This is a genomic window from Cyanobacteria bacterium GSL.Bin1, from assembly GCA_009909085.1.
Taxonomy (GTDB): Bacteria; Cyanobacteriota; Cyanobacteriia; order Cyanobacteriales; family Rubidibacteraceae; genus Halothece.
Genome location: JAAANX010000206.1, coordinates 1 through 24,664, shown reverse-complemented (window position 1 = coordinate 24,664; position 24,664 = coordinate 1). Strand labels below are relative to the sequence as shown.

Here is a 24,664-nt window from a genome sequence, read left to right as displayed (position 1 = left end):
TAATGACCAATGACTAATGACTAATGACGAATAACTATGAACCAAATTGAAACAGTTGTCAAAGAATCAATTTTAAATGCTCTCAATGATTTAATAGATGTCGTTGCCAAGCTGCGATCGCCGCAAGAGGGATGTCCGTGGGATCTAGCCCAAACCCAACAAACCCTGATTCCCTATATTATTGAAGAAGCCTACGAAGTGGCGGCTGCCATCCGCAGTGAAAATCAAGAAGAAATTGTTGAAGAATTAGGAGATTTCTTACTACAAGTCGTTTTACAAGCCCAAATTGCTTCTGAAAATGGACATTTCACTTTAGAAGAAGTGGCCCAAGGCATTACTGATAAACTCATCCGCCGTCACCCTCATGTTTTTGGCGATGTGGAAGTCGAAGATGTCGCAGAAGTGCGAAAAAATTGGGAAGCCATTAAAGCAGAAGAAAAAGGATATCATTCCCAACAAGTAGAGAAACTCAGTCATAAGTTTCAGAAATATACGGAAACCTTACCCCCGCTTTTTGCCAGTATGAAAATTTCAACTAAAGCCGCAAAATTTGGGTTTGAATGGAACAGTGCAGAAGGCATTTGGGAGAAATTTGAAGAAGAACTATCTGAGTTTAAAGAAGCCCTAAAAGCGGATAACTTTAAACATCAAGAGTCAGAATTGGGCGATTTATTATTTACCCTGGTTAACATTGCTCGTTGGTATGGCTTTGATCCTTCAGAAGCATTACACGGCACTAATCAGCGGTTTGTGCAACGGTTAAGCGTGATGGAAGATTTAGCAGAAGGTTCGTTAAGTGAGTATTCGTTAGATGAGTTAGAAACGTTATGGCAACAAGCCAAAAAACAGCTGCAATAAAAGCATCTTTTTTTGAATCAAATTACATTTCTAAGATTGATTGCTCACAGCGCGATCGCGCTGGGAATTATAGTCCGTTTACGCTTATATTTTAGTCAGCGTTCAATCGCACTTCCCAACTCCAATTTTTATCGAACTTGAGCTAATAAGCGATCGCCAGAAACAAAATCCGATAGAGCGATCACAGCAGTTTCAACAACATAGTTCTTTCTGAATTCCTTAACTATTCGACTGCTAAGATGAGATTAATTCAGGCAATACCAATTCCTGCTTACTTTTAATTATGACTGCTACGATTCCTTTTACGAAACCCGTTAGTCAGATTAAATTAGCTCCTGGAAGTAAAGTTACCATTTCGGATATCAGCTGGTCGGAATTTGAATCAGTGCTGCGAGAATTGGGAGAAAATCGTAGTGCTAGATTGAGCTACAGTCAAGGTACGTTAGAAGTTATGGTTCCCTTACCCGAACATGAAAGACCAAAGGAACTAATTTCTGATCTTGTCAAAATTTTGTTAAAAGCCACCAGTCAAGGATACGAGCCTTTTGGTTCGACTACTTTTAAGCAAGAAGGAATCGCAGGAGTAGAGCCCGATGCTTGCTTTTATATCCAAAATTATCAACGGATGATTAGTCGTCGTCGCCTACAATCGAACGATCCGCCACCAGATTTAGCGATTGAATGCGATGTCACTTCCAAAACGACTCTTGATGCCTATCAAGCAATCCAAGTACCCGAACTATGGATTTACGATAGTGGGCAGTTAACGATTTACATTCTCCAAAATGAAAACTACATCAAGTCTGATGTTAGCCCCACATTTCCTCATCTTCCTCTAGTTAATCTGATCCCGAATGCTATCGAACGCTCTTGGCAAGTAGGAAGCCTTCAAGCCATTAAAGAATTGGAAGCCATCATTAATAACAATTACCAATCAGAATAATACCCAAGAAAGCGATCTCGCAGAAATCCGCTTCGCGTGGCGCATTGCAAAAAAAGTAAGGGCAAACTGCTGTTCACCCTTACTGCAACTCAATCTCTCTCGATGAAAATTAGCGATTCGTTAACATTTCCATCGGTAAGCGCTTAAAGGTCAGTCGTTCATCAGCAACATCAGCAAAGAGAGTATCCCCTTCACTAAAGTCTCCTTTCAGTAAGGATTTCGCGATCGGGGTTTCCACATAACGCTGCACCGCCCGTTTTAAGGGACGTGCGCCGTAAACGGGATCGTAGCCAATATCGGCAAGGAAATCTAACGCTTCTTGGGAGAGTTTCAAGGAGAGTTTTTGTTCACTGAGACGATCTTCGAGATACTGGGTTTGTAAGCGGACAATGTCTCGTAATTGATCGCGCTGCAGGGCATGGAAGATGATAATCTCATCAATACGATTGAGGAATTCCGGACGGAAACTGTCTCGCATTGCCCCCATGACCCGATTGTACATTTCATCGTAACGAGAATCGTCGCCGGCAACATCGAGAATGAGATCAGAACCGATGTTACTGGTCATGATGATAATGGTGTTTTTGAAGTCCACCACTCGTCCTTGGGAATCGGTCAGACGACCATCATCGAGAATTTGCAACATGACGTTAAACACATCGGGGTGGGCTTTCTCGATTTCATCAAAGAGAATGACGGAGTAAGGACGACGGCGGATGGGTTCGGTGAGTTGTCCCCCTTCTTCATACCCGACATAGCCCGGAGGCGCACCAATCAGTCGGGAAACCGCGTGTTTTTCCATGTATTCAGACATATCGACCCGCACTAAAGCATTTTCGGTATCGAAGAGGTTAGATGCCAAGGCTTTTGCTAACTCCGTTTTACCGACCCCAGTGGGTCCGAGGAAAATGAAGCTAGCGGTGGGACGATTGGGATCAGATAAGCCAGCGCGCGATCGCTGTATTGCCTCAGAAACGGCACGAACCGCTTCTTCTTGTCCCACGACGCGTTCATGGAGTTCGTCTTCTAGGTGTAAGAGTTTCTCTTTCTCGGATGCCATCAATTTACTGATGGGAATTCCCGTCCATTTTGAGATAATTTCCGCAACATCCGCTTCAGCAACTTCTTCCCGCAGTAGGGTGTGTCCACTGCTTTGCATTTCTTCCAGTTTATTTTCTGCGTCTTGCCGTTGCCGTTGCAGTTCGGTCAAACGGCCATAGCGGAGTTCTGCCGCCCGATTGAGATCATAATCCCGTTCGGCTTGTTGGATTTCGAGGTTAACCTGGTCGATGGTTTCTTTAATACTGCGAATCTGGTCAATGACCTCTTTTTCTGCTTGCCATTGCGCATTCAGTTCGTCTTGTTCTTCTTTGAGATTGGCCAGTTCTTTTTCTAGGGTTTCCAGACGTTCTTGGGATGCAGTATCATCCTCTTTTTGTAAAGAGAGGCGTTCCATTTCCAGTTGTAGAATCTTGCGGTCGATTTCATCTAATTCTTCTGGTTTGGAAGTAATCTCCATTTTTAACTTCGCTGCCGATTCATCAACTAAGTCAATGGCTTTATCCGGTAAAAAACGATCGCTGATATAACGATCCGATAACACAGCTGCTGCGACCAGACACCGATCCGAGATTTTAACCCCGTGGTGGACTTCGTAGCGTTCTTTCAAACCGCGTAAAATAGAAATGGTATCCGTTACATCCGGTTCATCCACATAAACCGCTTGGAATCGCCGTTCTAAGGCCGCATCTTTTTCAATGTGTTTACGATATTCATCCAAGGTGGTCGCGCCAATACAGCGCAATTCACCCCGCGCTAGCATGGGTTTCAGTAAGTTTCCGGCATCCATTGCCCCTTGGGTTGCCCCGGCACCAACAACTGTGTGAATTTCATCAATGAACATGATGATGTGACCTTCGGCATCGGTCACCTCTTTCAGCACGGCTTTCAGGCGTTCTTCAAATTCACCGCGATATTTAGCCCCGGCAACGAGGGCGCCCATATCGAGGGCAATCAGTTTCCGATCGCGCAATGATTCCGGTACATCCCGACTGACAATCCGTTGGGCTAATCCTTCCACAATTGCAGTTTTTCCCACACCGGGTTCCCCAATTAGAACCGGATTATTTTTGGTCCGTCGCGATAAAATTTGTACCGTCCGTCGAATCTCATCATCCCGCCCAATCACTGGATCCAGTTTCCCTTGCCGTGCCCATTCGGTTAAATCACGCCCATATTTTTCTAGGGCTTCATATTTTCCTTCTGGGTTTTGATCCGTCACTTTCTGCGAACCGCGAATTTCTTTGATCACATTTTTCAGTTTCTCTTCAGTGAGTCCAAACTCTTTGTAAAGGGCTTTGCCAAAGCGGTCGTCTTGGGCAAAGGAGAGGATCAAGTGTTCGATCGAAATGTATTCATCTTCAAGCTTTTGGCGGTAGTTATCCGCACGGTCAAATAAAGCGTCTAAGCTTCGTCCTAAATAAACTGACCCGCCCGTATTAGAAATTTTCGGCTGTTTGGCAATAAATTCATCGGCGCGATCGCGCAACCGTTGCACACTCACATCTGCCTTACTAAAAATACTACTGGCGAGTCCGTCTTGTTCCAACAACGATTTCAACAAATGTTCACTTTCAATTTGTTGCTGTTGGTTTTGTTTGGCTAAATCAGGAAGCCGGACAATTGCCTCCCAAGTTTTTTCTGTAAATTGGTTAGGATTAGTGGGTTGCATCTTAAATTAACCTCCTTCATTTAAAGGATTTTCTTTAATCAAACTTTTCTTTCCCATTTACTAATGATCTTAGTCAGTTTTGAAAAAAAGATCTGGTTGAAACCCCTACCAAAAAGGGTTGGTTTTCAACAATGTAACGCTCCAGATTAAAATAGAAAGAGCAATACTTAATCACCCCATTGATTGGCCATGCAAGATTTTTTTCAGAATGTTTCTCGTTATCCCCGCTATCTAATTAGTTTTAGTTTAGGCATTTTCTTTGCCCTTTTTGAACGGCTCAAACCCCTTTTTAATCGCCCTGTCACAGCAACCGCTTTAATTGGCATTCTCGTCAGTGGCTTTTTCCTTATTTTCTTTACCCTGCGTGGAATGTTAGGATACACGACCTTGTAACCATTGGTTGTTGGTCAATTCAGAAAAAGGATGAAAGAGATTATTTCTGATTTCTCTTTCATCCTGGTCAATTATCTGAGATGCCAATGACGAATGACGAATGACGAATGACGAATTAAACGCGATTGGGATCGAGTTCAATCTCTTTTTTCGTAAACGGTAAATCCTGATTAATGGCTTCAATTTCCGCTTGTTCCATCTCATTAATTTCCTCAATATAAGCATTGAGAATCTGGCTCATCCGTTGATGGTAAAAGCGATGTAAACTGTAGTTAACTTTTGCGGGAAACCCCCGGCGACGTTTGTGACGACCGCCAGCCCCGGGATCAAACATCTTTATCCCTTGCGCGATTGACCAGTCAATCGGTTGATAGTAACACGCTTCAAAATGTAAACAATCAAACTCCTCAAAACAGCCCCAATAGCGCCCATATAGGTTCTCTCCTTTTCGCAGACAAAACGATAAGCCCACGGGACGACGATTATCTTCGGTATAAGCAGCAAAGACGACAACCCGGTGGGCATAATGGGGATAAAGTTGCTCAAAGAATTTCCGATTCAGATATTTACTCATGCCAAAAAATTGGTCGCAGGTGCTGCTGTAAAACTGATAAATGAGCGGAAACATCCAATGGGGAATATCTTCTCCCGCATGAACTTTCATTTCTAAACCGGCTTTTTCGACTTTCTTCCGTTCCCGCTTAATGTTGCGCCGTTGGTTGGCATTAAAAAGTTTTAAATAGTCGTCAAAACTGCTTAATCCCGCATTTTCCCAAATGTAGCTATGGTGTTGCCATGCCCGAAAGCCACATTGTTCAAGTCGAGGTTTCCACTCGGGATCAACAAATAAGAAATGACAACCGGCAATCTTTTCGCGATCGCAGAATTCATCAATCGCATGAACCATGAGTTCTGTCAGCATCTCCTCATCTTCATCGGGAGCCATCAAAAACCGATACCCAACTGCAGGCGTCAATGGTGTCATGCCCAACAGTTTGGGATAATAGTCAACACCCAGGCGATAGGCTAAATTTGCCCACTGTTGATCAAAGACAAATTCCCCATAACTATGGCCCTTCAAATACAGGGGGGCAGCAGCAACTAAATTCTGCTGTTTCCAGATTGTTAAATGACAAGGTTGCCAGCCGCGACGTGGACTGACACTTCCCGATTGTTCCAGAGTGTGCAACCATTGCCACTCTAAAAAAGGTGTCGCCAGGGGTAAAGCCAAAGCATCCCATTGCGATTGAGAAATATTTTTGATTTGTTCTTGCCAACGTACCGTGTACTGAGAAGAAAGACGGAGATCAGGGTTGCCAATCATTTTCGAGCGCTGATGTAATGTCTAAACACAGCGTAGCAATTTTGATTTTTGTTATTAGTCATTGGTCATTGGTCCACCTCAACTGGAAAAGACAAACTATAATAATATATCAACGTTGCGCTATGGCTAGTAGAGGAGACTGCCCGTTGAAGACTGTCACATCCTTCCCCTATCCGGTAAAAACAATTGAAAATATTTGGATCCCACTGAGCGACGGTTGTCGTTTAGCTGCTCAGGTGTGGCTGCCAGAAGGGGCAGAAGACAATCCCGTTCCCGCTATTTTAGAATATATCCCCTATCGCAAACGTGACCACACCATTGAACGAGATGCCCGCACTCATCCCTATTTTGCCGGTCATGGCTATGCCTGCCTCCGCGTTGATATTCGCGGTAGTGGGGACTCCGATGGGGTACTTACCGATGAGTACCTGGAACAAGAACAAGATGATGGCATTGAAGTGTTGCGTTGGCTGGCAGACCAACCTTGGTGTAACGGTGCAGTGGGGATGATTGGCATTTCTTGGGGCGGGTTTAATGGCTTGCAAATCGCAGCAAGACGCCCGCCGGAGCTCAAAGCTGTGATCAGTCTTTGCTCAACAGATGATCGATATGCTGATGACGTCCATTACATGGGCGGTTGCTTACTAGGAGATAACTTGTCTTGGGCCTCTGTGATGTTCGCCTATAATTCTTGTCCGCCCGATCCAGAAGTGGTTGGTCAGCGGTGGCGAGAGATGTGGCTGGAACGACTTAAAGGCAGTGGTTTGTGGCTGGAAACCTGGTTAAGTCATCCTGACCGCGATGATTACTGGAAGCACGGTTCCATTTGCGAAGATTTTGATGCCATCACTTGCCCGGTAATGACGATTAGTGGCTGGGCAGATGGCTATTCTAATGCCGTTTTTCGCCTGCTGGCTAATCTAAACGTTCCGCGACTGGGTCTAGTTGGACCTTGGAGTCATAAATATCCTCACATGGCAACCCCCGGTCCCGCGATCGGATTTTTACAAGAAGCACTGCGGTGGTGGGATAATTGGCTCAAAGGAATTGAAACGGGCATCATGGATGAACCCATGTTACGGGTTTGGATGCAAGAGAGTGTCCCGCCAACCACCAAGTATTCCATTCGCCCAGGTCGCTGGGTGGCAGAACCAGAATGGCCCTCTTCTCATATCCAGAAGCAGGTTTACCCTCTTGGTTCTTGTGAAATTGCTGCACCAGGAGAAACCGTTCCGGAGACAGAATTAGCCATCCAATCTCCCTTGAGTGTAGGGCTATTTGCAGGGAAATGGTGTTCTTATAGCGCCCCACCTGATTTACCTCATGATCAACGAGAAGAAGATGGCGGTTCTCTGGTTTTTGATAGTGACTACTTGCAAGAGCCCTTAGAAATTTTAGGGGCACCGGTTGTGGACTTGGAATTATCTTCTAGCCAACCGGTAGCGATGATTGCAATTCGACTCTCTGATATTGCTCCTGATGATAACGCTACGCGAGTCACTTACGGCTTACTCAATTTGATCCATCGTGATAGCAACGAAACGCCCCAATTCCTAGAACCCGGAAAACGCTATCGCGTCCGTGTCCAACTCAATGATATCGCCCAAAGTTTCCCGGAAGGGCATCGTTTTCGCATCTCTATTTCTACCTCTTATTGGCCCCTGGCTTGGATTCCACCCCAATCAACGCGCTTAACGATTTACACAGGGAATAGCTCACTCATCCTACCGATACGTAAACCTCGGGAGAGTGACAAGGCTCTGCCTCCCTTTCCAGAACCAGAAGGCGCTCCTCCGATTGAAAAGACGATGATCGAGCCCGCTGATTTACGTTGGACAGTGATTCGCGATTTGGCGAAAGATGAATCTACCTTAGAGGTGATTAAAGATGAAGGTAAATATTACCTTGAGCACATTGACTTGAAATTGGGCTGGCAAACGAAAGAGTGGTACACCTTCTGCGATAATGATTTCAACTCTGCCCGGGGAGAAACTTATTGTCTTCGGACTTTTGAGCGGAAAGATTGGTCGGTAAAAACGGTGACATGCACCGTCTTAACTTCTGACGAATCTTACTATTACATTGATGCGACCCTTGATGCTTATGAAGGGGATCAACGGGTGTATTCTCAAAGCTGGGATCGTCAAATTCCACGCGAGGGGGGAACAAAATTTATTGAATCAAGTGAATAAAGTTATGGGTTTTGCTGGAAGCAAACTCAGGGCAATGATGATTCAGTTTGGGCTGGAGAAGCAACTTACGAGGACCAACGGGAAAAGTCTTGGTTAAATTGTTTCAGTGTTAGTAACTGAATTTGGGGATGATTTTGGCTTTCTTGGCGCGATCGCGCTGTATTATAACCCCATTCTGCTAAAAATAAGTGGATTGAGTCTAACTCAGGAGAGTCAGCAACAGAAAGTAAAGTCTTCAGCCGATCTTCTACAAACCAGAAAGAAGGATGATTTTGCGTTTGCAGTAATGTATTGAGCGTTTTTCGTTTTGGTTGTTGAGACTCTTTACCAATGATGTGATGACTGGGAAAAGTAATGCCCGCTTGTTCAAGCAATTTTCTGGCAAAACGCCCTTCTTTTGTCGTAATAATATAAATCTGTGTCATGGATTGCTGTAAGATATCTTGCAACTTGGCAATGACACCGGGATAAAATTCATGGTGGGCTAACCAGTCATCTTGATTCGTTTCAATCCAGCGATCGCGCTTTTCATCTAACAATTGTGCCATTACTGCTTGAGTTAACTGGTTTTTCTCCAGGATGTCTTTAACGAGAACCGACCAATTGTCAAGAATTGCTTCGGCTGTAATGCCTGCTTGCAGCGATCTGAGTAATAACGGCATTTCCCAGCCTGTTTCAATCACTGACCGTAATTCATAAAAACGCGGTCTGAGTGCCTCTAAATTCACTGCTGACGGATCCCAAATTTCCCGATAAACCCGCCAGCTACTTTCTAAATATTCAGCGCGACCATCACATAGGACACCATCAAAGTCTAAAGCGAGAATTTCAGGGACGATCAAGTTTGACACTAACACCAACCTGCTGAGTTCAAGATTATCCTATCAATTTTATAGCAAGGGCTCAGTTACCATCGCTCTGAATTTTATGTCCTCGGAGCACTTGTGACTCGTTGCCTAGCACCGGAAATAATGCGAATGGGCTATCTATTTTTTATCATTTAAACTGGGGTGCTAGGATTCGAACCTAGGAATGGCGAGACCAAAACCCGCTGCCTTACCGCTTGGCTACACCCCAATAGGCTGGCTAATAAACCTCTACTAATATAGCAGCCTATTTTTTTAGATGTCAAGCAAGAAGGTTAATTTTTTCGCTTTAAACTGAGCAAAGGAAAGGCAAAAACCTCTCCTTTTTCAATTCTTGATATGATTTTATAAGCGGGCTTGGGAGGATTCGAACCCCCGACACCGTGGTCCGTAGCCACGTGCTCTAGTCCACTGAGCTACAAGCCCGAGCGCCAGCTTTTTTGCCAACAGTAACTAAATATAACACAAACTTTAGTAATGACACAAGAGGAAAATTTAACCCATCTCAATGCTCATGGAGAAGCCCGCATGGTGGATGTTTCCGATAAAGCGGTGACCAAACGCAGCGCGATCGCGCAAGGAGAAATCCGGATGTTGTCACGCACCTTAGAGACCATTGAAGCCGGGAATGCCCCGAAAGGAGATGTGTTAGCTACCGCCCGTCTGGCGGGGATTATGGCCGCCAAGCAAACCGCACAATTAATTCCTTTGTGTCATGCTTTACCCTTACAAAACGTGAAAGTTGATTTAACTGCCGATCTGAATTTACCCGGTTATCAAATTCAAGCGGAAGTCGTGACCACAGCGCAAACTGGCGTCGAAATGGAAGCCCTGACAGCAGTTTCTGTTACCGCCCTCACCCTTTATGATATGGCAAAGGCATTGGAAAAAACGATGACGATTCAGTCGATTCGGGTTGTCAAAAAAACAGGGGGAAAATCCTCATTTAGAGAAGAACTATAGCTTGGCTTAACGAAACGAAGAAAGCCACTTCCAAAACCTCAGTAATCGCTCTTCTAGCCAGACTAAAGCGCGATCCACCCATTCTAGAATTCTAGCGAGGATATGTTTGTCATATCCCATAGAAACCGCTTCTGCTTGTAACCATTCTGCACTTTGATCGGATGCTTGACTCTCCGCTTGGGCTTGTAGGAGAGTTTTCGGGGGAGAAAAATTATCTGTTAAGTAACGGCTGACAGCCACGGAAAAATCTTCATTCTCCTCATCAGGGGTTGAAGCGGAGGCTAAGTATTGCGAAGACTCATTTTCACGAAATAGATCAGCCCGAGTTAGCCAGGGTTCGCTTACCCATTCCGTTTCGGTTTCGATAGAGGAAGTGATGGTGTGGGCATCGGATTTTCCAAAAAAGTGGTCAATCGCGGCTTGAATCAGTTGCTGAACGGTAAACGGATCTTGATTGGGATCGCTCATTCTGTTGAAGCGGCTACCAATCGGAGAGTTTTGCATAATTCCTGTTCCCTGTTCGATGAGGTGGTACAGTGGCTGCAGGAGTTTCGGGTGTTGATTAACCGTTCTTTCTCCACTCCCATCTCCTGTCAGACTGTTTTTGGGATTCACGCCATAAAAATAATCGACTGCTGAGCGAATTAAGGAGAGAATTGCATTATCTTCTGTCTGGTCACGCGGTACACCTTCTTTTGAAGAAGGTGCCTGCGCGTGACCCGCATTCCGCGGGTCAAGATTGGTTTTCCAATATCGAATTTTGTTAATAACCGGACTCAGTTGCGTATTTTCCCAGCGAGAAAGGGCGCGATCAAGCTGATCTAAAAATCCGGCTTTGGGAGGAGTCAAGGGGGGAATTTGAGAGATCCACTCATAGCCTGAGGTAAACCCCAACTGGGATTCTTGGAACCAGTTTAAGCGTTTAGCTAAGGGACTGGTTTGAATCCAAATCATTAACTTTGACAACCAATGTAGGGGATGAAGTCGTTTCCTTTCGGATTGAGAAGCAACTTGCCACCACCAAGGCTGTTGCAACTGTTCATAGCATTCGAGGAGAATTTTCATCCGTTGCTTGAGTTGTTCATGTTGTGTTTCAGAAAGGAGATCAACGGCTTGATTTTCGGTGGTGACGAGGACGAGTTTTCCCGTTTCGAGATAGGTAGCAACCCCCTGAATTAAATAAGTTTTGCCTACTTTTGTAGCGCTACTACGGGAAAGAAAGGAAAGGTTTTTGAGGCTTGCTTGGCGTTGCGCAGAAGCCGGAACGTTAATCGGGTTCGGCTGGGTAGGTGAGGATTGCTGTTGACGCCAAAATTGTAGTTTTTCCCCGAGACTGCGACGGGTTTGAGGAAGGGGAAGCAGTTGATATGGGGTTCCTTCTAACCACGGATGAAGACTATTTAAAACCACTGCCGTCGGTTGACTCGCCACAGAAGCCGTTCGTTTTTCCTCAGCAGGAGAGAGAAGTTTAACTGCTTTGGTTTGGAGTTGTTTCCCGACAACAGTTGAGGTTTGGACGAGTAAGTAGATCGGATAAGCAAGGAGTTGCATACTCCATACGGTTGCTGTTTGCAGTTGTCGAAAGCCCGTTTTTGCGCGATCGCCGAAGCGTAACCATTGGCGATTGAGAAAGTTTAAGATTCGACTTTTATAAGCGCGATCAGAATCGGAATTAGATACAGAAGACATCTACTGACTCAGCCTAAAACAACAACATTAAGCGATAGCTTTTCATGCTATATAATTTTCTCAAGGAATGACAAGGAAATTTTATGGCACAACGGATCCTTTCGGGAGTTCAACCGACCGGAAATCTTCATTTAGGAAACTACTTAGGCGCAATTCGGAATTGGGTTGAGACCCAACAAGACTATGATAACTTTTTTTGTGTGGTTGATCTTCATGCCATTACTGTCCCTCATAACCCAGAAACCCTTGCTCAAGACACTTACACCATTGCCGCGCTGTATCTCGCTTGTGGCATTAAGTTAGATTACTCTACAATTTTTGTGCAGTCCCACGTGAGCGCCCATAGTGAACTGGCTTGGTTGTTAAATTGTATGACCCCTTTAAACTGGTTAGAACGGATGATTCAGTTTAAGGAAAAAGCACGGAAACAAGGAGAAAATGTGAGTGCGGGTTTGCTCGATTATCCGGTTTTAATGGCAGCGGATATCTTATTATACGATGCAGATAAAGTGCCGGTCGGAGAAGACCAAAAACAACATTTAGAATTAACCCGAAATATCGCTCAGCGGGTCAACGATCAATTTGGCAAAAAAGACCAACCGGTCTTAAAACTCCCGACACCGTTTATTCGCACTGAAGGGGCAAGGGTGATGAGTTTACTCGATGGCACGAAAAAAATGTCAAAATCCGATCCCTCAGAAATGAGTCGGATTAATTTACTCGATTCGCCAGATGTCATTCAAAAGAAAATTAAACGGTGCAAAACGGATCCCGTCAAAGGATTAACTTTTGATGATCCCGAACGTCCCGAATGCGACAATTTATTAAGCCTTTATCTGCTGCTATCGGGAAAAACTAAAGAAGCGGTCGCAGAAGAATGTCAGGATATGGGATGGGGGCAATTTAAGCCCTTACTGGCAGAGGTAACCGTGGAAGCCTTACGTCCGATTCAGGAAAAATATCAGCAACTGATGAGTGAACAAGGCTATCTCGATTCGGTTTTAAAGGAAGGACAAGAAAAAGCCAGCGCGATCGCGCAACAAACCCTTTCTCGGGTCAAAAATGCTCTTGGCTATCTTCCTCCTTTTTAAAAGCGAGAGAGGGTGAAACATCCAAGGGATGATGACTCAGCTTCTTATCCCCTCACTTGTTAAGATTAAGTATGTCATGATCGCCCAATTACCTTCGTTGCCTCTAATGGGTGTGAGTTTTTCTGTTGAGGATTGAGTGCAATCGCGCTTGGGCGAATTTCAATTTTTCTATACTGATTGATTCGGCAGCGGTCAAATTGACATTCCTAATTTCGCACGATCACTGAATATTGTGATTAATACTGCTATTGTTTTACTGGTGCTAATTTATCGCTCAAATTAGCCAGACCAGAGGGTTGAAAGTTAATGAGTTTCGATCCGGCATTGATAATATAGTTCAGGCAAAAAATCTCCAGAACATAAAATGAAAAATTCAAAGGTTAGCCCCTACGGTAGTTGGAAATCTCCCATTAGTTCCGATCTCATTGTTTCAGAAAGTATTGGTTTAGGTGGTGTTGTTTATGATCGCCAAGATATCTATTGGCTGGAAGCACGACCCTCAGAAGGGGGACGATATGTTCTCGTCAGACGCACGCTTCAAGGAACCGTAGAAGAGGTAACGCCCTCTCCTTATAATGTTCGGACCCGTGTTCATGAATACGGTGGTGGTGCCTTTTTAGTCGCAGAGGGAACCGTTTATTTCTCCAATTTTTCTGATCAACGTCTCTACCAAAAATCTCCTCAAGCCGAACCCCAACCCCTCACCAGTGAAGCGAATCGCTGTTATGCCGAACTCTTATTGGATCAGCAGCGCGATCGCTTAATTTGTATTTGTGAAGACCATGACACCGTCGATGCCGAACCGCAAAACTATATTGCCAGCGTTGATTTAAAAACAGGAGATGTCAGTTGTCTTGTTTCCGGTTGTGATTTTTATGTCTCGCCTCGCCTCAGCCCAGATGGGAAAAAGTTAGCTTGGGTGCAATGGAATCATCCGAATATGCCTTGGGATGATTCACAGTTATGTGTGGGAACGGTAAGCGATCAAGGTCGTGTCAGCGAGGTGGAAGTGATTGCTGGTGGCAAAGAGGAAGCGGTTTGTCATCCTCTCTGGTCACCAGATGGACAACTCTATTTTGTTTCTGACCGGAATAATTGGTGGAATTTGTACCGTCTCACTTCGCAAGGGAAGATTGAAGCCCTCTATGAAATGGAAGCCGAATTTGGATCGCCCCATTGGGTCTTTGGTCTTGCTTTGTATGATTTTATTTCTGAAAAACAAATTGTTTGTACCTATACCCAAAATGGACAATGGTATCTTGCCACTTTAAACACAGAGACGAAAACTTTAGAAACGTTAGAGGTTCCCTATACGGATATTGGTTCGATTCATGCCCAAGGGAATGAGGTTGTTTTCATTGGCGGGTCAGCAACCGAACCCACCGCAGTGGTTAACTTAAACTTATCCACTGGAGAAAGTCGAGTGCTCAAGCGGGCGACAAATTTAGAACTTGATACCGGCTATTTATCAGTTCCGGAAGCAATTGCATTCCCGACAACCGGGGAGAAAACCGCTTATGCTTGGTTCTATCCACCCCAGAATCAGGACTATACCGCACCCGAAGGAGAGTTACCGCCGTTAATTGTAAAAAGTCATGGTGGTCCCACGGCTGCCACCAGTCCCCGCTTTAACTTAAAAATTCAATATTGGACCAGTCGCGGCTTTGGATTTGTCGATGTCAACTATGGTGGTAGCACCGGGTATGGACGCGAATATCGACAACGCTTGCAAAAAAATTGGGGCATTGTTGATGTGGACGACTGTGTCAATGCTGCGCGATATCTAGCCAAGATGGGCAAAGTCGATGGCAACCGTCTGGCAATTACTGGCGGTAGTGCGGGCGGTTATACCACTTTAGCCGCACTGACATTCCGGGATACTTTCCAAGCCGGGGCAAGTCATTATGGGGTGAGTGATTTGGAAGCATTAGCCCAAGAAACTCACAAGTTTGAGTCCCGCTACTTAGACCGGTTGGTGGGAGACTACCCTGAAGAAAAAGCCGTCTATGATGCGCGATCGCCAATTTACCATACAGAACAATTATCCTGTCCGGTGATCTTTTTCCAAGGCTTAGAAGATAAGGTCGTCCCTCCCAATCAGGCAGAAAAAATGGTGGAAGCGATTAAGCAGAAAGGATTACCCGTCGCCTATGTCCCTTTTGCTGGGGAACAACATGGCTTCCGTCGGGCTGAAAATATTAAACGAGCGCTGGATGGGGAATTTTATTTCTATTCTCGAGTGTTTGGGTTTACACCGGCGGATGCCATTGAACCGGTCGAAATCATGAATCTTTAGGGTGCAGTTGCGGAAAAATGGCAATGGAAGGAGGTTTCGCTCATGCCATCATCCCTTTATGAAACGGACGTCTTGTTCCTTCCCCGTATAAGCACCGAACGGCTTGCCCCTCGACAACGGGAATGATTGTTCTCTCTCTAAATGTTTACCGATTGGATATTACCATGCTTCCTCAGTTAACAGACCTTTGGCAGAGTACCTTAGGATGGTCGCCTTCCCCTAGACAACAGCAGCAGTTTGAACAGCTTTATCAAGGGATTTTAGCGGGAAATCGGCAATGTAATTTAACCCGCATCACCCAAGCAGAAGCTTTTTGGGAGAAACATTTGTGGGATTCTTTGCGAGGAATTATTCCTTTGGGTGTGGAGAACTTAACCACTGCCTCGTTTATTGATCTTGGGACGGGGGGCGGCTTTCCCGGACTACCTTGCGCGATCGCGCTTCCCCAAGCCCAAGTCACCCTCCTCGATTCCACTCAAAAGAAAATTGCTTATCTCAAGACCCTGATTTCTCAGTTAGAATTATTAGGAGTCAAAGCAATTGCCGAGCGCGCGGAAGCTTTTGGCGAGCAACCCAAACAGCAAGAACACTACGATATTGCCTTAATTAGGGCAGTGGCAGCAGCCCCAGTTTGTGCTGAATATGCTTTTCCTTTCCTAAAGGTGGGGGGAATGGCTGTTCTCTATCGCGGTCATTGGACAGTGGAAGAAGAGGCGGATTTAAATGAAGCGCTAGGCGAATTAGGTGGTATAATCGGGAAAGTGGAGCATTTTTCAACACCGATTACGAATAGTGAACGCCACTGTCTCTATTTAAAAAAAATTGAGCCAACCGATCTCCGTTTTCCTCGACCGGTGGGTGTAGCAAACAAAGAGCCTTTAAGAAAGAAATGAAAAGGCTCAAGGGAGTCTTGCCTTGTTTCGACCCCTAGAGCCTTCCCGTTCGATTACTCCTCACTCACCACTAGATATAGAATAACGAGCTCTAACTAAAGTTGTACTGTGTAAGGTGACACTTTCCTAATTGACACCACCTCTAGGCATTACTGGAACTCGAGGTCACTTCCTCTTTGATTTCAGGAATACCGGCTTTTTGGTCTTTTGTCCAAACCGAAGTGCAAGGAATTTTGGAGAGATCGGCATTAGCTGCATATTTTTTGGCAATTTCTGTGACTTCATGGAGTAACCCTTCGGCTAAAGTCGTGGGTTTTAAGCCCATTTCTAAGAAACAACTATTATCCACTTTGAGATCGTTTTCTGCTGCTTCTTTACGGGGATTTTCCACATAGGCCACTTCACTTTCAGTTAAACTCGCAATCAGTTTCGCTAAATCGCGAACGCGATGGGTTTCCGTCATTTGGTTGAGGATTTTTACCCGTTCGCCTTTTTCTGGGGGATACTGGAGGGCTAGTTCAATACAGCGGACGGTATTCTGAATGTGAATGAAAGCGCGCGTTTGTCCGCCGGTGCCATGTACAGTTAGGGGATAACCAATGGCAGCTTGCATCAAGAAGCGATTCAAAACGGTTCCATAGTCGCCATCATAGTCAAAACGATTAATCAACCGTTCATCTAACTTCGTTTCTTCGGTGTCAGTTCCCCAGACAATCCCTTGGTGTAAATCAGTGACACGAACGCCATCATTTTTGTTGTAATAGGCAAACAACAACTGATCTTGGGTTTTGGTCATGTGATAGACACTCCCTGGGTTCGGAGGATACAGAATTTGTTGGGGAATCCGTTTTCCTTCTTCGGTTACGACTTCGATATCGAGATATCCTTCTGGAATTTTCATCCCTGCTGTTCCATAACCATAAACGCCCATGGTTCCCAGGTGGACAAGATGGATATCTAATCCGGATTCCGCGATCGCGCACAAGGCATTATGAGTGGCATTAATATTGTTATCAACGGTATAGCGACGATGACGGGGGGATTTCATGGAATAAGGGGCAGCCCGTTGTTCAGCAAAATGCACAATTGCATCTGGTTTTTCGTCACAGAGTAATTTGAGGAGGCGATCATACTCTTGTGCAATATCAAGATTGTAAAATTCAATTGTTTGACCGCTGACTTCTTGCCATGCTGCGAGGCGAACCCCCATCGACGAAATGGGAGTCAGAGAACCTGCTTCTAACTCGTTGTCTATGTTGCGTCGAGACAGGTTATCTAGAATAATCACCTCATGACCAGCTTTCGACAAATGCAAGGAAGTGGGCCATCCGCAAAAGCCATCGCCACCGAGAATAACTACTTTCATAATTTAAGCCTACTTTGATTTTAAAACCACGACATCGATCCGAGTTACACACCCGTGATCTTCATCCTCTAATCTTTTAGGTAGTTCATTATACCATGCGTGTTCTCTCGTGGTTGCCCGATCAGTTTCAATTCTTATATTTCTAAAAATGATTCTGTCAAGGCAATCGGCTGAGGAAGCGATTCAAACCAAACTTCACTATAATCGCGAAATAAAATGCTATGACGAAAACACGCTTTACTCAAATTCAATCCTTTCCTGCACCCTTTCGGATCGGATTTTTCCTCATTTTACTCGTTATTTTTTGGCTTCCGGTGGCGATTCCCGTGCAGCTACTTTTAAACAATGATCCCAATCTGGTTACAATTTTAGTGATGGGATGGCTGTTTATTCTCTTTTTTATCCTGATTAAAGTCATCGGTCAAAAGATTTACCAACAAGTTGCGCCCTATCAAAAGATTGGCTTAAGTTTGACTTCTCGTAATGGCAAAGAAGTCTTACAGGGGTTAGCAGTTGCTTTAACGTTAACGTTTACCTTATTTGCTTTACAAGGCAGCTTTGGCTGGCTAAATTGGCAAGAGAATGCTCTTCCCTTTTGGCGCTTAATTTTGGAAGGGGCATTGACTGGAATTGGGGTTGCTTTTGCCGAAGAATCTGTGTTTCGCGGTTGGTTATTAAATGAATTAGAACAGGATTATTCGCTGAAGATTGCTTTATGGACAAACGGGATTATTTTTGCCATTTCTCATTTCTTAAAACCGCTTCCTGTCATGCTAGAAACGTTACCTGCTTTTCCCGGCTTGCTGTTATTAGGCTTAGTATTAGTGTGGGCAAGGCGCAGGAATCAAGGAAGATTAGGATTGGCAATTGGTTTACATGCGGGCTTAGTTTGGGGCTATTATATTGTTGATGTGGGGCAGTTAATTCACTATACTGAAACCATTTCTCCTGCCATTACCGGAATTTATGGCAACCCGATTGCAGGAGTGATGGGTTGGCTATTTTTATTGGGGTTAGCTTGCGGCTTAAAGCCCTGGAAACACTAATCCTGGTGGGGGGGTGTATAAACCAATTTCAAAGATATCTCGCGTGCCAGTGATACCTTGTCCAATGAATAATAACAGCGCGATCGTATTTAAAGTAATATGAACTCGCCGCCAAAATAATGACTTATCTTTGTATATTTCTTCAATAATTGCTAAAGAGAAAATCATCAGTAAAGCAGCAACCATTCCATAATAATAGTGAGAAATATACCACTCTGCTGTACGGCGAAACACTCCTTCTTGGCTCCCAAGAACCACTAAGCCCATGCCAGTTAAAATTGCAAAAATAGCACGCCATTTTTTCTCTCTTGCTTTATATAAAAAGACGAGAGAAGCAACGGTTAAAACAAACATTAAAACAATGAAAATGGCTTGGGGTGGATTTTGTGTGAAAAGTTGATTTTTGATAATATTTTTAGCAAGAATGGCATGGGCAAAGGCAACTAAAATAATCCCTACCACTGCTGCAGATAACCATTTTCCCAGTTGAACATGATCGCGCCCAACCACAGGAGGAATTTTGCTTTTTTGATTTCCGGTTTTCAGTTGTAACCGCCGTTGGCGAGTTGCCCAAGCAAAGTTAACCACTATGCCAATCAGGGGGAAAACAAAAATGATCGCTAGTGCAGGATGAATTAACGTTAACCAGTTGTCTATTGTCATGATTAATCTCAGAAAAGAAGTTTTCAGGGTCGATGCAACTTGGGCTTTACCGAAGTAGGATTTGATTAATGCCTTCCAGAATAGCGAATTCTATTAAAGAGCAGATTATATTTTCCTGAGGATTTCCTTAAAACTGTCTTTACTCCTAATCATATGGCTTTGGGCTGATTTTAAGTCAGTCCCCTTAGGCTATTTTGAGTAGCAATGAAGTTAAAGACTCAACGCAGTTTTCGCTTATGACTGTTTCTGAATTTACTGAACAATATCGGGCACGTCGCTTGCGGTGGCGGGTGTTACGCTTACGCCTGACTACCTTCGTTTTATTAAGTATTATTCTGATCGCTGCTGGGGTCGCGATCGCGTGGTTTGCAGGAGAAGGAACGGTGACGCAGTTATTTGACCAACTCTATCAACTGCAACAGAATCCACCCCAACTCTTAGAAGCCCCAATGAAGGCCTCGCGCAGAGCGTTACTGCTGCCAACACTCATTTTATTAGCGTTTGTTTTTATTGTGACAAAAACCGTTCCGACGCCAAGGGGATGGGCAAGATTTGTAATCATCACGATTTTATTAACGCTAACTGTACGCTATCTCTTATGGCGATCATTAACTACATTGAACGTCAGTGATCCGCTAAATGGAACCATTAGTTTAACTTTATTTGCTCTAGAAATGTTGGTTTTAGTGAGTAGTGGAATTCAACTTTTTTTGATGTTAAATGTCAAAAATCGTTCGCCACAAGCGGATCAACTTGAACCGGACGTAAAGTTAGGAAAATTTCGTCCCACTGTCGATATTTTAATTCCTAGTTATGATGAACCAGAATTTATCTTAAGACGGACCATTATTGGTTGTCAGGCTATTGATTATGAACCGAAACGAATCTATTTATTAGATGACACCCGCCGACCGCATATTAAAGCACTGACAGAAGAATTAGGCTGTGACTATATTACCCGCCCCACTAATGAACACGCAAAAGCCGGAAACTTAAATAACGCTTTGCCCCAAACTAATGGCGAATTAATCGTGGTATTTGATGCTGATTTTGTACCGACGAAAAATTTTTTGCAGCGCACAGTGGGCTTTTTTCAAGATGACAATATGGCATTAGTGCAAACACCACAGAGTTTTTATAATGCCGATCCAATTGCACATAATTTAGGCTTAGAAGATATTTTAACCCCAGAAGAAGAAGTTTTTTATCGGCAAATTCAACCGATTAAAGATGGGGCGGGAAGTGTGGTTTGTTCAGGAACAGCATTTCTTGTGAGACGGTCAGCCTTAGAAGCAGCAGGAGGCTTCGTTACTGAATCTTTAAGTGAAGATTACTTTACGGGAATTCGTCTTTCTGCAAAAGGGTATCATTTGGCTTATTTAGATGAAAAATTAAGTGCTGGTTTAGCCGCAGAAAATATTGGCGCTCATATTACGCAAAGAATTCGTTGGGCGCGAGGTACATTACAAGCCTTTTTTATTCAATCAAATCCACTGACCATTCCCGGATTAAGCTTAAAACAACGCCTTGCCCATTTAGAAGGATTACTGCATTGGTTTACCAGTTTTTCTCGTATCTTTTTCTTACTAATGCCTCTGACGTACTCTTTTTTAGGCGTTCTGCCGCTGCGAACAACCGTTGAAGAAGTGATTTATTTCTTTTTACCATTTTATATTGTCCAGCTTACTGTTTTTTCTTGGCTGAACTGTCGCAGTCGTTCCAGTTTATTATCAGATATTTACTCTTTGGTTTCTGCTTTTCCTCTCGCTTTAACCGTTATTCAAGTTATGATTAGTCCCTTTTCTTCGGGCTTTAAGGTAACCCCAAAAGGGGTAAAAGGAGAAGAAACAATTCGCTTTAACTGGACATTAGCAATGCCGTTAATGCTTCTTTTTATGTTAACTGCAATTAGTTTATGGCGTTGCTTAGGAATGACAATGATGGGAGTGGGTCACGACTGGCGTTTAGGTTGGGTCTGGAGTGGTTATAATCTCTTTATGTTAGGAACCGCCCTACTGATTCTATTAGATATTCCCGCGCAAGATGTTTATCAATGGTTTAATTTACGGCGTGTTGTTGCTGTTAAATTTGGTAACAAAACAATTTGGGGTGTAACCACAAAACTCTCCGAAGTGGGATTAGAAATGGCACTTACTCACTCCATTACATTACCTGCTCACTTAGAATCTTACGCTGTTAAATTAGAATTAGTCGAAGAAAAAATTACGCTTCAAGGTGTGATTACTGCTTTAGACCGAGGCGAAGAATTTCCACGCTTAAAAATTCAGTTTGAAAACTTAACCACTGATCAAGACCGGCGTTTAGTTGAACTTTTATTTTGTCGTCCCGGACAATGGTTAAGCAAGTCTTCTCCAGGAGAAATTCAGTCCTTATGGATTTTATTGCGAATTGTCTTAAGACCCAACTTTTTATTTCGGAATCGTCAAGAAATTAAAGGAGTAAAAGTCGCGCAAGTTTCCTGATTAAGGAATTGGTCAATTTTGAGGGATTTTGAGGGATAACGTCACCTTTACAACTTTAAACCTGATATGAAAGACTAATGTTGTGAAAGCAAATCCCTCCATGGCAAACTCATCTGCTGATTTAAGCAGAGGGCATGTTAATTTCGATAGATATTTTTGCGATGTCCAACTGTAATAATAAGAGTAATCCAAGAAAATGATCATCCAGTAGCTATAGGCTGCTTAGGGAAATTTCAAGACATTATGGATGGTTTATTTGTTGCAGCACTCTAAGAATTACAAGAATATCATTTTCCACTCGATAGATAATTCGATAATCACCAACGCGAAGTCTTAACCGCCCTTGCCCATTCTTCAAGGCTTTAACACCAGAAGGATAAGGATCTGTCTTTAAATCCTCTAGCTTTTTTGCCATCCTTTCTTGAATTTGTTTTGGAAGCCGATAAAATTCTTTTTCTGCTGTTTTCAAAAATTCTATTTTATACAGGGACACAAGATTTATTTTGCTGATAAATTGTTTTTAATCAACTCCCAAGACACCCTTTCTTGATTTTCGGGATCATTTTCCGCTGCTATTGCCTCTTGTAAATCAATTAAATCTTCTAATTCTTCAGATTCAATAACAGTTAATTCACCTTGGCTAATATGTTCTAATAATTCATTAACCTATAGATTAAATTGTTGAGCAATCTCCTCGATTCTAGTTAAATTTTCTTGAGAAATTTGAAGTTGATTCATCTTGACTCAACTAAGACTAATAATGAATTGAAACTTTTGAGTTTACTTGACTTATTGTTAGTGTAACACTTTCATTCTCGATAAGACATAATTGATGATGGAAATAGTAAGAGTTGAGACGAAGATTAGTGATATGAATTTTAATGTCACACTGGATCGTGATAAAGATGGCTTATGGGTTGTCAAGTGTCCTAGTATTCCGGAATCTGATAGTCAAGGAGAAACAACAACATAAGCCCTAGAAAATATTAAGTATGCCAGTTTTGCCTGTCTTCAAGTACCCTCAGAACAGTCAATATAAGCATAATTAAACAAAGATGATTCCAATTTATACTCAAATTCAGCAAGGTAATCGTTGGTTAAATCAATATCGGGGGAAACGTCCTGCCCTAGCCTGTGTTTTAGGTTTTACTGAAACCGGTTTATTGCCTCAAATTTCGGCAGCTGGGGCGACACCGGATGATCGCCGTTACACCGCGATCGCGGATGCAGAATGTTTAGTCAATGGCATTCAACCGCACCCGAAATATCCTTTACCGCCACTTACTGTAGGGGCATCTCCCACTCTCATTTCCCGCGCCTTTGTGGAAGCTTTAGAACTATCCGTTTACGTTTTTAATGCCGGCTTACCGAAACCGCCCGCCGTCCCCCATATCGATTTAGGTGGGATTCCTGCCCAATGTGTCTCTACTGGGAATGCTTTACCCCAAGCCAGAGTGGAAGCGTTATTTGCCCAAGGCTGGCATTGGGGAGAAGTGTTAGCAAAAACTGTGAAAGACAGTTATTTGATTATTGGTGAGTGTGTGGTAGGGGGAACCACAACAGCGTTAGGGTTACTCACTGGCTTGAGAATTGCTGCTGCCAATAAAGTGAATAGCAGTCATCCCCAATGCAATCATCAACAAAAATGGGAAATTGTCCAGGCGGGATTAGGACGAACGGATTGGTATTTTCAACAAACGCCAGTGGATCCCTTTGCTGTGGTAGCAGCGGTGGGAGATCCGATGCAAGCAGTGGTTGCTGGGATGGCCCTCTCGGCGAGTCGGGAAGTGGGCGTGTTACTCGCAGGGGGAACGCAAATGCTAGCCGTTTATGCCCTGATGCAACGGTTGCTAAGGGAAGGCAGTCGGGGCGATTTAGAAAAAGTCGTTGTGGGAACCACGCGCTGGGTCGCCCAAGATTTAACCGGGGATACCGTCGGTTTAGCAAAAACCTTGCAGGATGTTCCCTTATTAGCCACAGGTTTGAGTTTTGCTGCTTCGGGTTATCCCCAACTGACAGCGTATGAAGATGGTTATGTCAAAGAAGGGGTTGCTGCTGGCGGGTGCGCGATCGCGGCGCATCTCTATTTAGGTTGGCATCAAGATCGGTTACTGAGTACCATTGAAGCCCTAGTTCAACAATACGCGCAAATCAGCTCATCAAACTCAAATTAACATCGCTGCTGCCTCGAAACGATCACTAAGGGCAAACCATAGTTCCCTCTCTCCAGGGGAAATTAGCATTTTGCTTCGTTTTTCTGCTCAAACATGCTGTGCTATTGACTGTGGCACTTCAACTAGGGGAATCTATTAATCAAGTCGATTTAAGTGACATCCTCCAGCACTCAATCAAAGATTAGAGTGCTGGCTTCCCATCCTCACGAATGGGCATTGCTCCCCTACGCCAGTTATCTAGGCACATTGCCCCCGACACCTCGACTTGAGAGCCTATTTCTTGCTTTTCGGGAGTCCCCCGATACGTTTCTATTCCTCGATTACAGATTTCTTGAGCAGAAGCAACGTCCCTATCTGTTTCGTATCCACATTCAAGGCAAGAATGCACTCGATCTGAGAGTTCTTTTCTTACTGTGGTTCGACAGTTTGGGCAAGTTTGGGATGTTCCTTTATGGTCAACTTCTCCCACAAAGACTCCCCGTTTTTTACCAACAAACTTGAGGATAGTACGAAACTGTCCAAACCCCGCATCCAAGCTATGTTTCCCTAAAAAACCTTTTGCCATTATTCGGAAATCAATATCTTCAACAAAGATAGTATCCGCCATGTCGCAAAGTTTATGGGCTAGTTTGAATTGGTAGTCTTTCCGCTTGAAAGCAATATGATTATGTTGTTTTTCTACCTTTTTTCTAG

Annotated in this window: 19 protein-coding genes and 2 tRNA genes; 11 read left to right on the top strand and 10 right to left on the bottom strand. The window is 43.8% G+C overall.

All coding sequences use genetic code 11. The features are described from left to right. The first annotated feature begins 36 nt into the window (after positions 1 to 36). Positions 37 to 858 carry a nucleoside triphosphate pyrophosphohydrolase gene (gene mazG / locus GVY04_23565; protein NBD18998.1) on the top strand — a complete coding sequence of 274 codons (822 nt, stop codon included), beginning with the start codon at positions 37 to 39 and terminating at the stop codon, positions 856 to 858. Between the two features lie 283 nt (positions 859 to 1,141). Next, entirely contained in the window at positions 1,142 to 1,801 is a 660-nt protein-coding gene (locus GVY04_23560; protein ID NBD18997.1) for a Uma2 family endonuclease, read from the top strand. Positions 1,802 to 1,910: 109 nt separating this feature from the next. Here GVY04_23560 and clpB read toward each other — a convergent pair whose 3' ends face one another. Continuing rightward, entirely contained in the window at positions 1,911 to 4,532 is a 2,622-nt protein-coding gene (gene clpB, locus GVY04_23555) for an ATP-dependent chaperone ClpB (GenBank protein NBD18996.1), read from the bottom strand. 189 nt (positions 4,533 to 4,721) lie between these two features. Between clpB and GVY04_23550 the strand changes: the two genes are divergently transcribed. Next, the gene (locus tag GVY04_23550; GenBank protein ID NBD18995.1) at positions 4,722 to 4,925 is read left to right on the top strand and encodes a DUF751 domain-containing protein; all 204 of its coding nucleotides are present in this window, start codon (positions 4,722 to 4,724) and stop codon (positions 4,923 to 4,925) included. Positions 4,926 to 5,040: 115 nt separating this feature from the next. Here the strand turns inward: GVY04_23550 and GVY04_23545 are convergent, their stop codons facing one another. After that, positions 5,041 to 6,249, bottom strand: coding sequence for a GNAT family N-acetyltransferase (locus GVY04_23545; GenBank protein ID NBD18994.1), 1,209 nt, complete (start codon positions 6,247 to 6,249; stop codon positions 5,041 to 5,043). Between the two features lie 122 nt (positions 6,250 to 6,371). Here GVY04_23545 and GVY04_23540 point away from each other — a divergent pair, with 122 nt between their 5' ends. Continuing rightward, on the top strand, positions 6,372 to 8,441 hold the full coding sequence (locus GVY04_23540) for a CocE/NonD family hydrolase (protein ID NBD18993.1): 2,070 nt from the start codon (positions 6,372 to 6,374) through the stop codon (positions 8,439 to 8,441). A gap of 65 nt (positions 8,442 to 8,506) precedes the next feature. Here GVY04_23540 and GVY04_23535 read toward each other — a convergent pair whose 3' ends face one another. From GVY04_23535 to GVY04_23525, 3 genes are all read right to left on the bottom strand, one after another. Further along, entirely contained in the window at positions 8,507 to 9,298 is a 792-nt protein-coding gene (locus GVY04_23535) for an HAD hydrolase-like protein (GenBank protein ID NBD18992.1), read from the bottom strand. A 148-nt stretch (positions 9,299 to 9,446) separates the two neighbouring features. Then, positions 9,447 to 9,518 (bottom strand) — tRNA-Gln (locus GVY04_23530). 141 nt (positions 9,519 to 9,659) lie between these two features. Further along, positions 9,660 to 9,733: transfer RNA gene (locus GVY04_23525), tRNA-Arg, on the bottom strand. 51 nt (positions 9,734 to 9,784) lie between these two features. On the opposite strand from GVY04_23525, the gene moaC reads away from it, so the two are divergent. Further along, on the top strand, positions 9,785 to 10,270 hold the full coding sequence (gene moaC / locus GVY04_23520) for a cyclic pyranopterin monophosphate synthase MoaC (protein NBD18991.1): 486 nt from the start codon (positions 9,785 to 9,787) through the stop codon (positions 10,268 to 10,270). A gap of 6 nt (positions 10,271 to 10,276) precedes the next feature. Here moaC and GVY04_23515 read toward each other — a convergent pair whose 3' ends face one another. Next, the gene (locus GVY04_23515) at positions 10,277 to 11,959 is read right to left on the bottom strand and encodes a hypothetical protein (GenBank protein ID NBD18990.1); all 1,683 of its coding nucleotides are present in this window, start codon (positions 11,957 to 11,959) and stop codon (positions 10,277 to 10,279) included. Positions 11,960 to 12,042: 83 nt separating this feature from the next. Here GVY04_23515 and trpS point away from each other — a divergent pair, with 83 nt between their 5' ends. From trpS to rsmG, 3 genes are all read left to right on the top strand, one after another. Then, on the top strand, positions 12,043 to 13,050 hold the full coding sequence (trpS, locus tag GVY04_23510) for a tryptophan--tRNA ligase (GenBank protein ID NBD18989.1): 1,008 nt from the start codon (positions 12,043 to 12,045) through the stop codon (positions 13,048 to 13,050). 364 nt (positions 13,051 to 13,414) lie between these two features. After that, the gene (locus GVY04_23505) at positions 13,415 to 15,346 is read left to right on the top strand and encodes a DUF829 domain-containing protein (protein NBD18988.1); all 1,932 of its coding nucleotides are present in this window, start codon (positions 13,415 to 13,417) and stop codon (positions 15,344 to 15,346) included. Between the two features lie 164 nt (positions 15,347 to 15,510). Next, the gene (gene rsmG / locus GVY04_23500; protein ID NBD18987.1) at positions 15,511 to 16,239 is read left to right on the top strand and encodes a 16S rRNA (guanine(527)-N(7))-methyltransferase RsmG; all 729 of its coding nucleotides are present in this window, start codon (positions 15,511 to 15,513) and stop codon (positions 16,237 to 16,239) included. A 142-nt stretch (positions 16,240 to 16,381) separates the two neighbouring features. Here rsmG and GVY04_23495 read toward each other — a convergent pair whose 3' ends face one another. Beyond that, on the bottom strand, positions 16,382 to 17,605 hold the full coding sequence (locus GVY04_23495; protein ID NBD18986.1) for an NAD-dependent epimerase/dehydratase family protein: 1,224 nt from the start codon (positions 17,603 to 17,605) through the stop codon (positions 16,382 to 16,384). Between the two features lie 221 nt (positions 17,606 to 17,826). On the opposite strand from GVY04_23495, the gene GVY04_23490 reads away from it, so the two are divergent. Then, positions 17,827 to 18,651 carry a CPBP family intramembrane metalloprotease gene (locus GVY04_23490; GenBank protein NBD18985.1) on the top strand — a complete coding sequence of 275 codons (825 nt, stop codon included), beginning with the start codon at positions 17,827 to 17,829 and terminating at the stop codon, positions 18,649 to 18,651. On the opposite strand, the gene GVY04_23485 is transcribed toward GVY04_23490, so the two are convergent. After that, entirely contained in the window at positions 18,631 to 19,314 is a 684-nt protein-coding gene (locus tag GVY04_23485) for a DUF4079 family protein (GenBank protein ID NBD18984.1), read from the bottom strand. The two genes, GVY04_23490 and GVY04_23485, sit on opposite strands and share 21 nt — an antisense overlap. A gap of 236 nt (positions 19,315 to 19,550) precedes the next feature. Between GVY04_23485 and GVY04_23480 the strand changes: the two genes are divergently transcribed. Continuing rightward, complete coding sequence (locus tag GVY04_23480; protein ID NBD18983.1) at positions 19,551 to 21,797, top strand: glycosyltransferase; 2,247 nt, start codon at positions 19,551 to 19,553, stop codon at positions 21,795 to 21,797. Between the two features lie 241 nt (positions 21,798 to 22,038). On the opposite strand, the gene GVY04_23475 is transcribed toward GVY04_23480, so the two are convergent. Further along, positions 22,039 to 22,290 carry a type II toxin-antitoxin system RelE/ParE family toxin gene (locus GVY04_23475; GenBank protein NBD18982.1) on the bottom strand — a complete coding sequence of 84 codons (252 nt, stop codon included), beginning with the start codon at positions 22,288 to 22,290 and terminating at the stop codon, positions 22,039 to 22,041. A 562-nt stretch (positions 22,291 to 22,852) separates the two neighbouring features. Between GVY04_23475 and GVY04_23470 the strand changes: the two genes are divergently transcribed. Beyond that, positions 22,853 to 23,971 (top strand): TIGR00303 family protein, encoded by a 1,119-nt coding sequence (locus tag GVY04_23470; protein ID NBD18981.1) that lies wholly within the window; start codon positions 22,853 to 22,855, stop codon positions 23,969 to 23,971. 181 nt (positions 23,972 to 24,152) lie between these two features. Here GVY04_23470 and GVY04_23465 read toward each other — a convergent pair. Next, the coding region (locus tag GVY04_23465) for a transposase (GenBank protein NBD18980.1) at positions 24,153 to 24,664 on the bottom strand (512 nt) is incomplete at its 5' end.

Bases quoted from the DNA above. Each gene is read 5' to 3' on its own strand.
- mazG (NBD18998.1), top strand. From the start codon at position 37: ATGAACCAAATTGAAACAGTTGTCAAAGAATCAATTTTAAATGCTCTC.
- GVY04_23560 (NBD18997.1), top strand. From the start codon at position 1,142: ATGACTGCTACGATTCCTTTTACGAAACCCGTTAGTCAGATTAAATTA.
- clpB (NBD18996.1), bottom strand. From the start codon at position 4,532: ATGCAACCCACTAATCCTAACCAATTTACAGAAAAAACTTGGGAGGCA.
- GVY04_23550 (NBD18995.1), top strand. From the start codon at position 4,722: ATGCAAGATTTTTTTCAGAATGTTTCTCGTTATCCCCGCTATCTAATT.
- GVY04_23545 (NBD18994.1), bottom strand. From the start codon at position 6,249: ATGATTGGCAACCCTGATCTCCGTCTTTCTTCTCAGTACACGGTACGT.
- GVY04_23540 (NBD18993.1), top strand. From the start codon at position 6,372: ATGGCTAGTAGAGGAGACTGCCCGTTGAAGACTGTCACATCCTTCCCC.
- moaC (NBD18991.1), top strand. From the start codon at position 9,785: ATGACACAAGAGGAAAATTTAACCCATCTCAATGCTCATGGAGAAGCC.
- GVY04_23515 (NBD18990.1), bottom strand. From the start codon at position 11,959: ATGTCTTCTGTATCTAATTCCGATTCTGATCGCGCTTATAAAAGTCGA.
- trpS (NBD18989.1), top strand. From the start codon at position 12,043: ATGGCACAACGGATCCTTTCGGGAGTTCAACCGACCGGAAATCTTCAT.
- GVY04_23505 (NBD18988.1), top strand. From the start codon at position 13,415: ATGAAAAATTCAAAGGTTAGCCCCTACGGTAGTTGGAAATCTCCCATT.
- rsmG (NBD18987.1), top strand. From the start codon at position 15,511: ATGCTTCCTCAGTTAACAGACCTTTGGCAGAGTACCTTAGGATGGTCG.
- GVY04_23495 (NBD18986.1), bottom strand. From the start codon at position 17,605: ATGAAAGTAGTTATTCTCGGTGGCGATGGCTTTTGCGGATGGCCCACT.
- GVY04_23490 (NBD18985.1), top strand. From the start codon at position 17,827: ATGACGAAAACACGCTTTACTCAAATTCAATCCTTTCCTGCACCCTTT.
- GVY04_23485 (NBD18984.1), bottom strand. From the start codon at position 19,314: ATGACAATAGACAACTGGTTAACGTTAATTCATCCTGCACTAGCGATC.
- GVY04_23480 (NBD18983.1), top strand. From the start codon at position 19,551: ATGACTGTTTCTGAATTTACTGAACAATATCGGGCACGTCGCTTGCGG.
- GVY04_23470 (NBD18981.1), top strand. From the start codon at position 22,853: ATGATTCCAATTTATACTCAAATTCAGCAAGGTAATCGTTGGTTAAAT.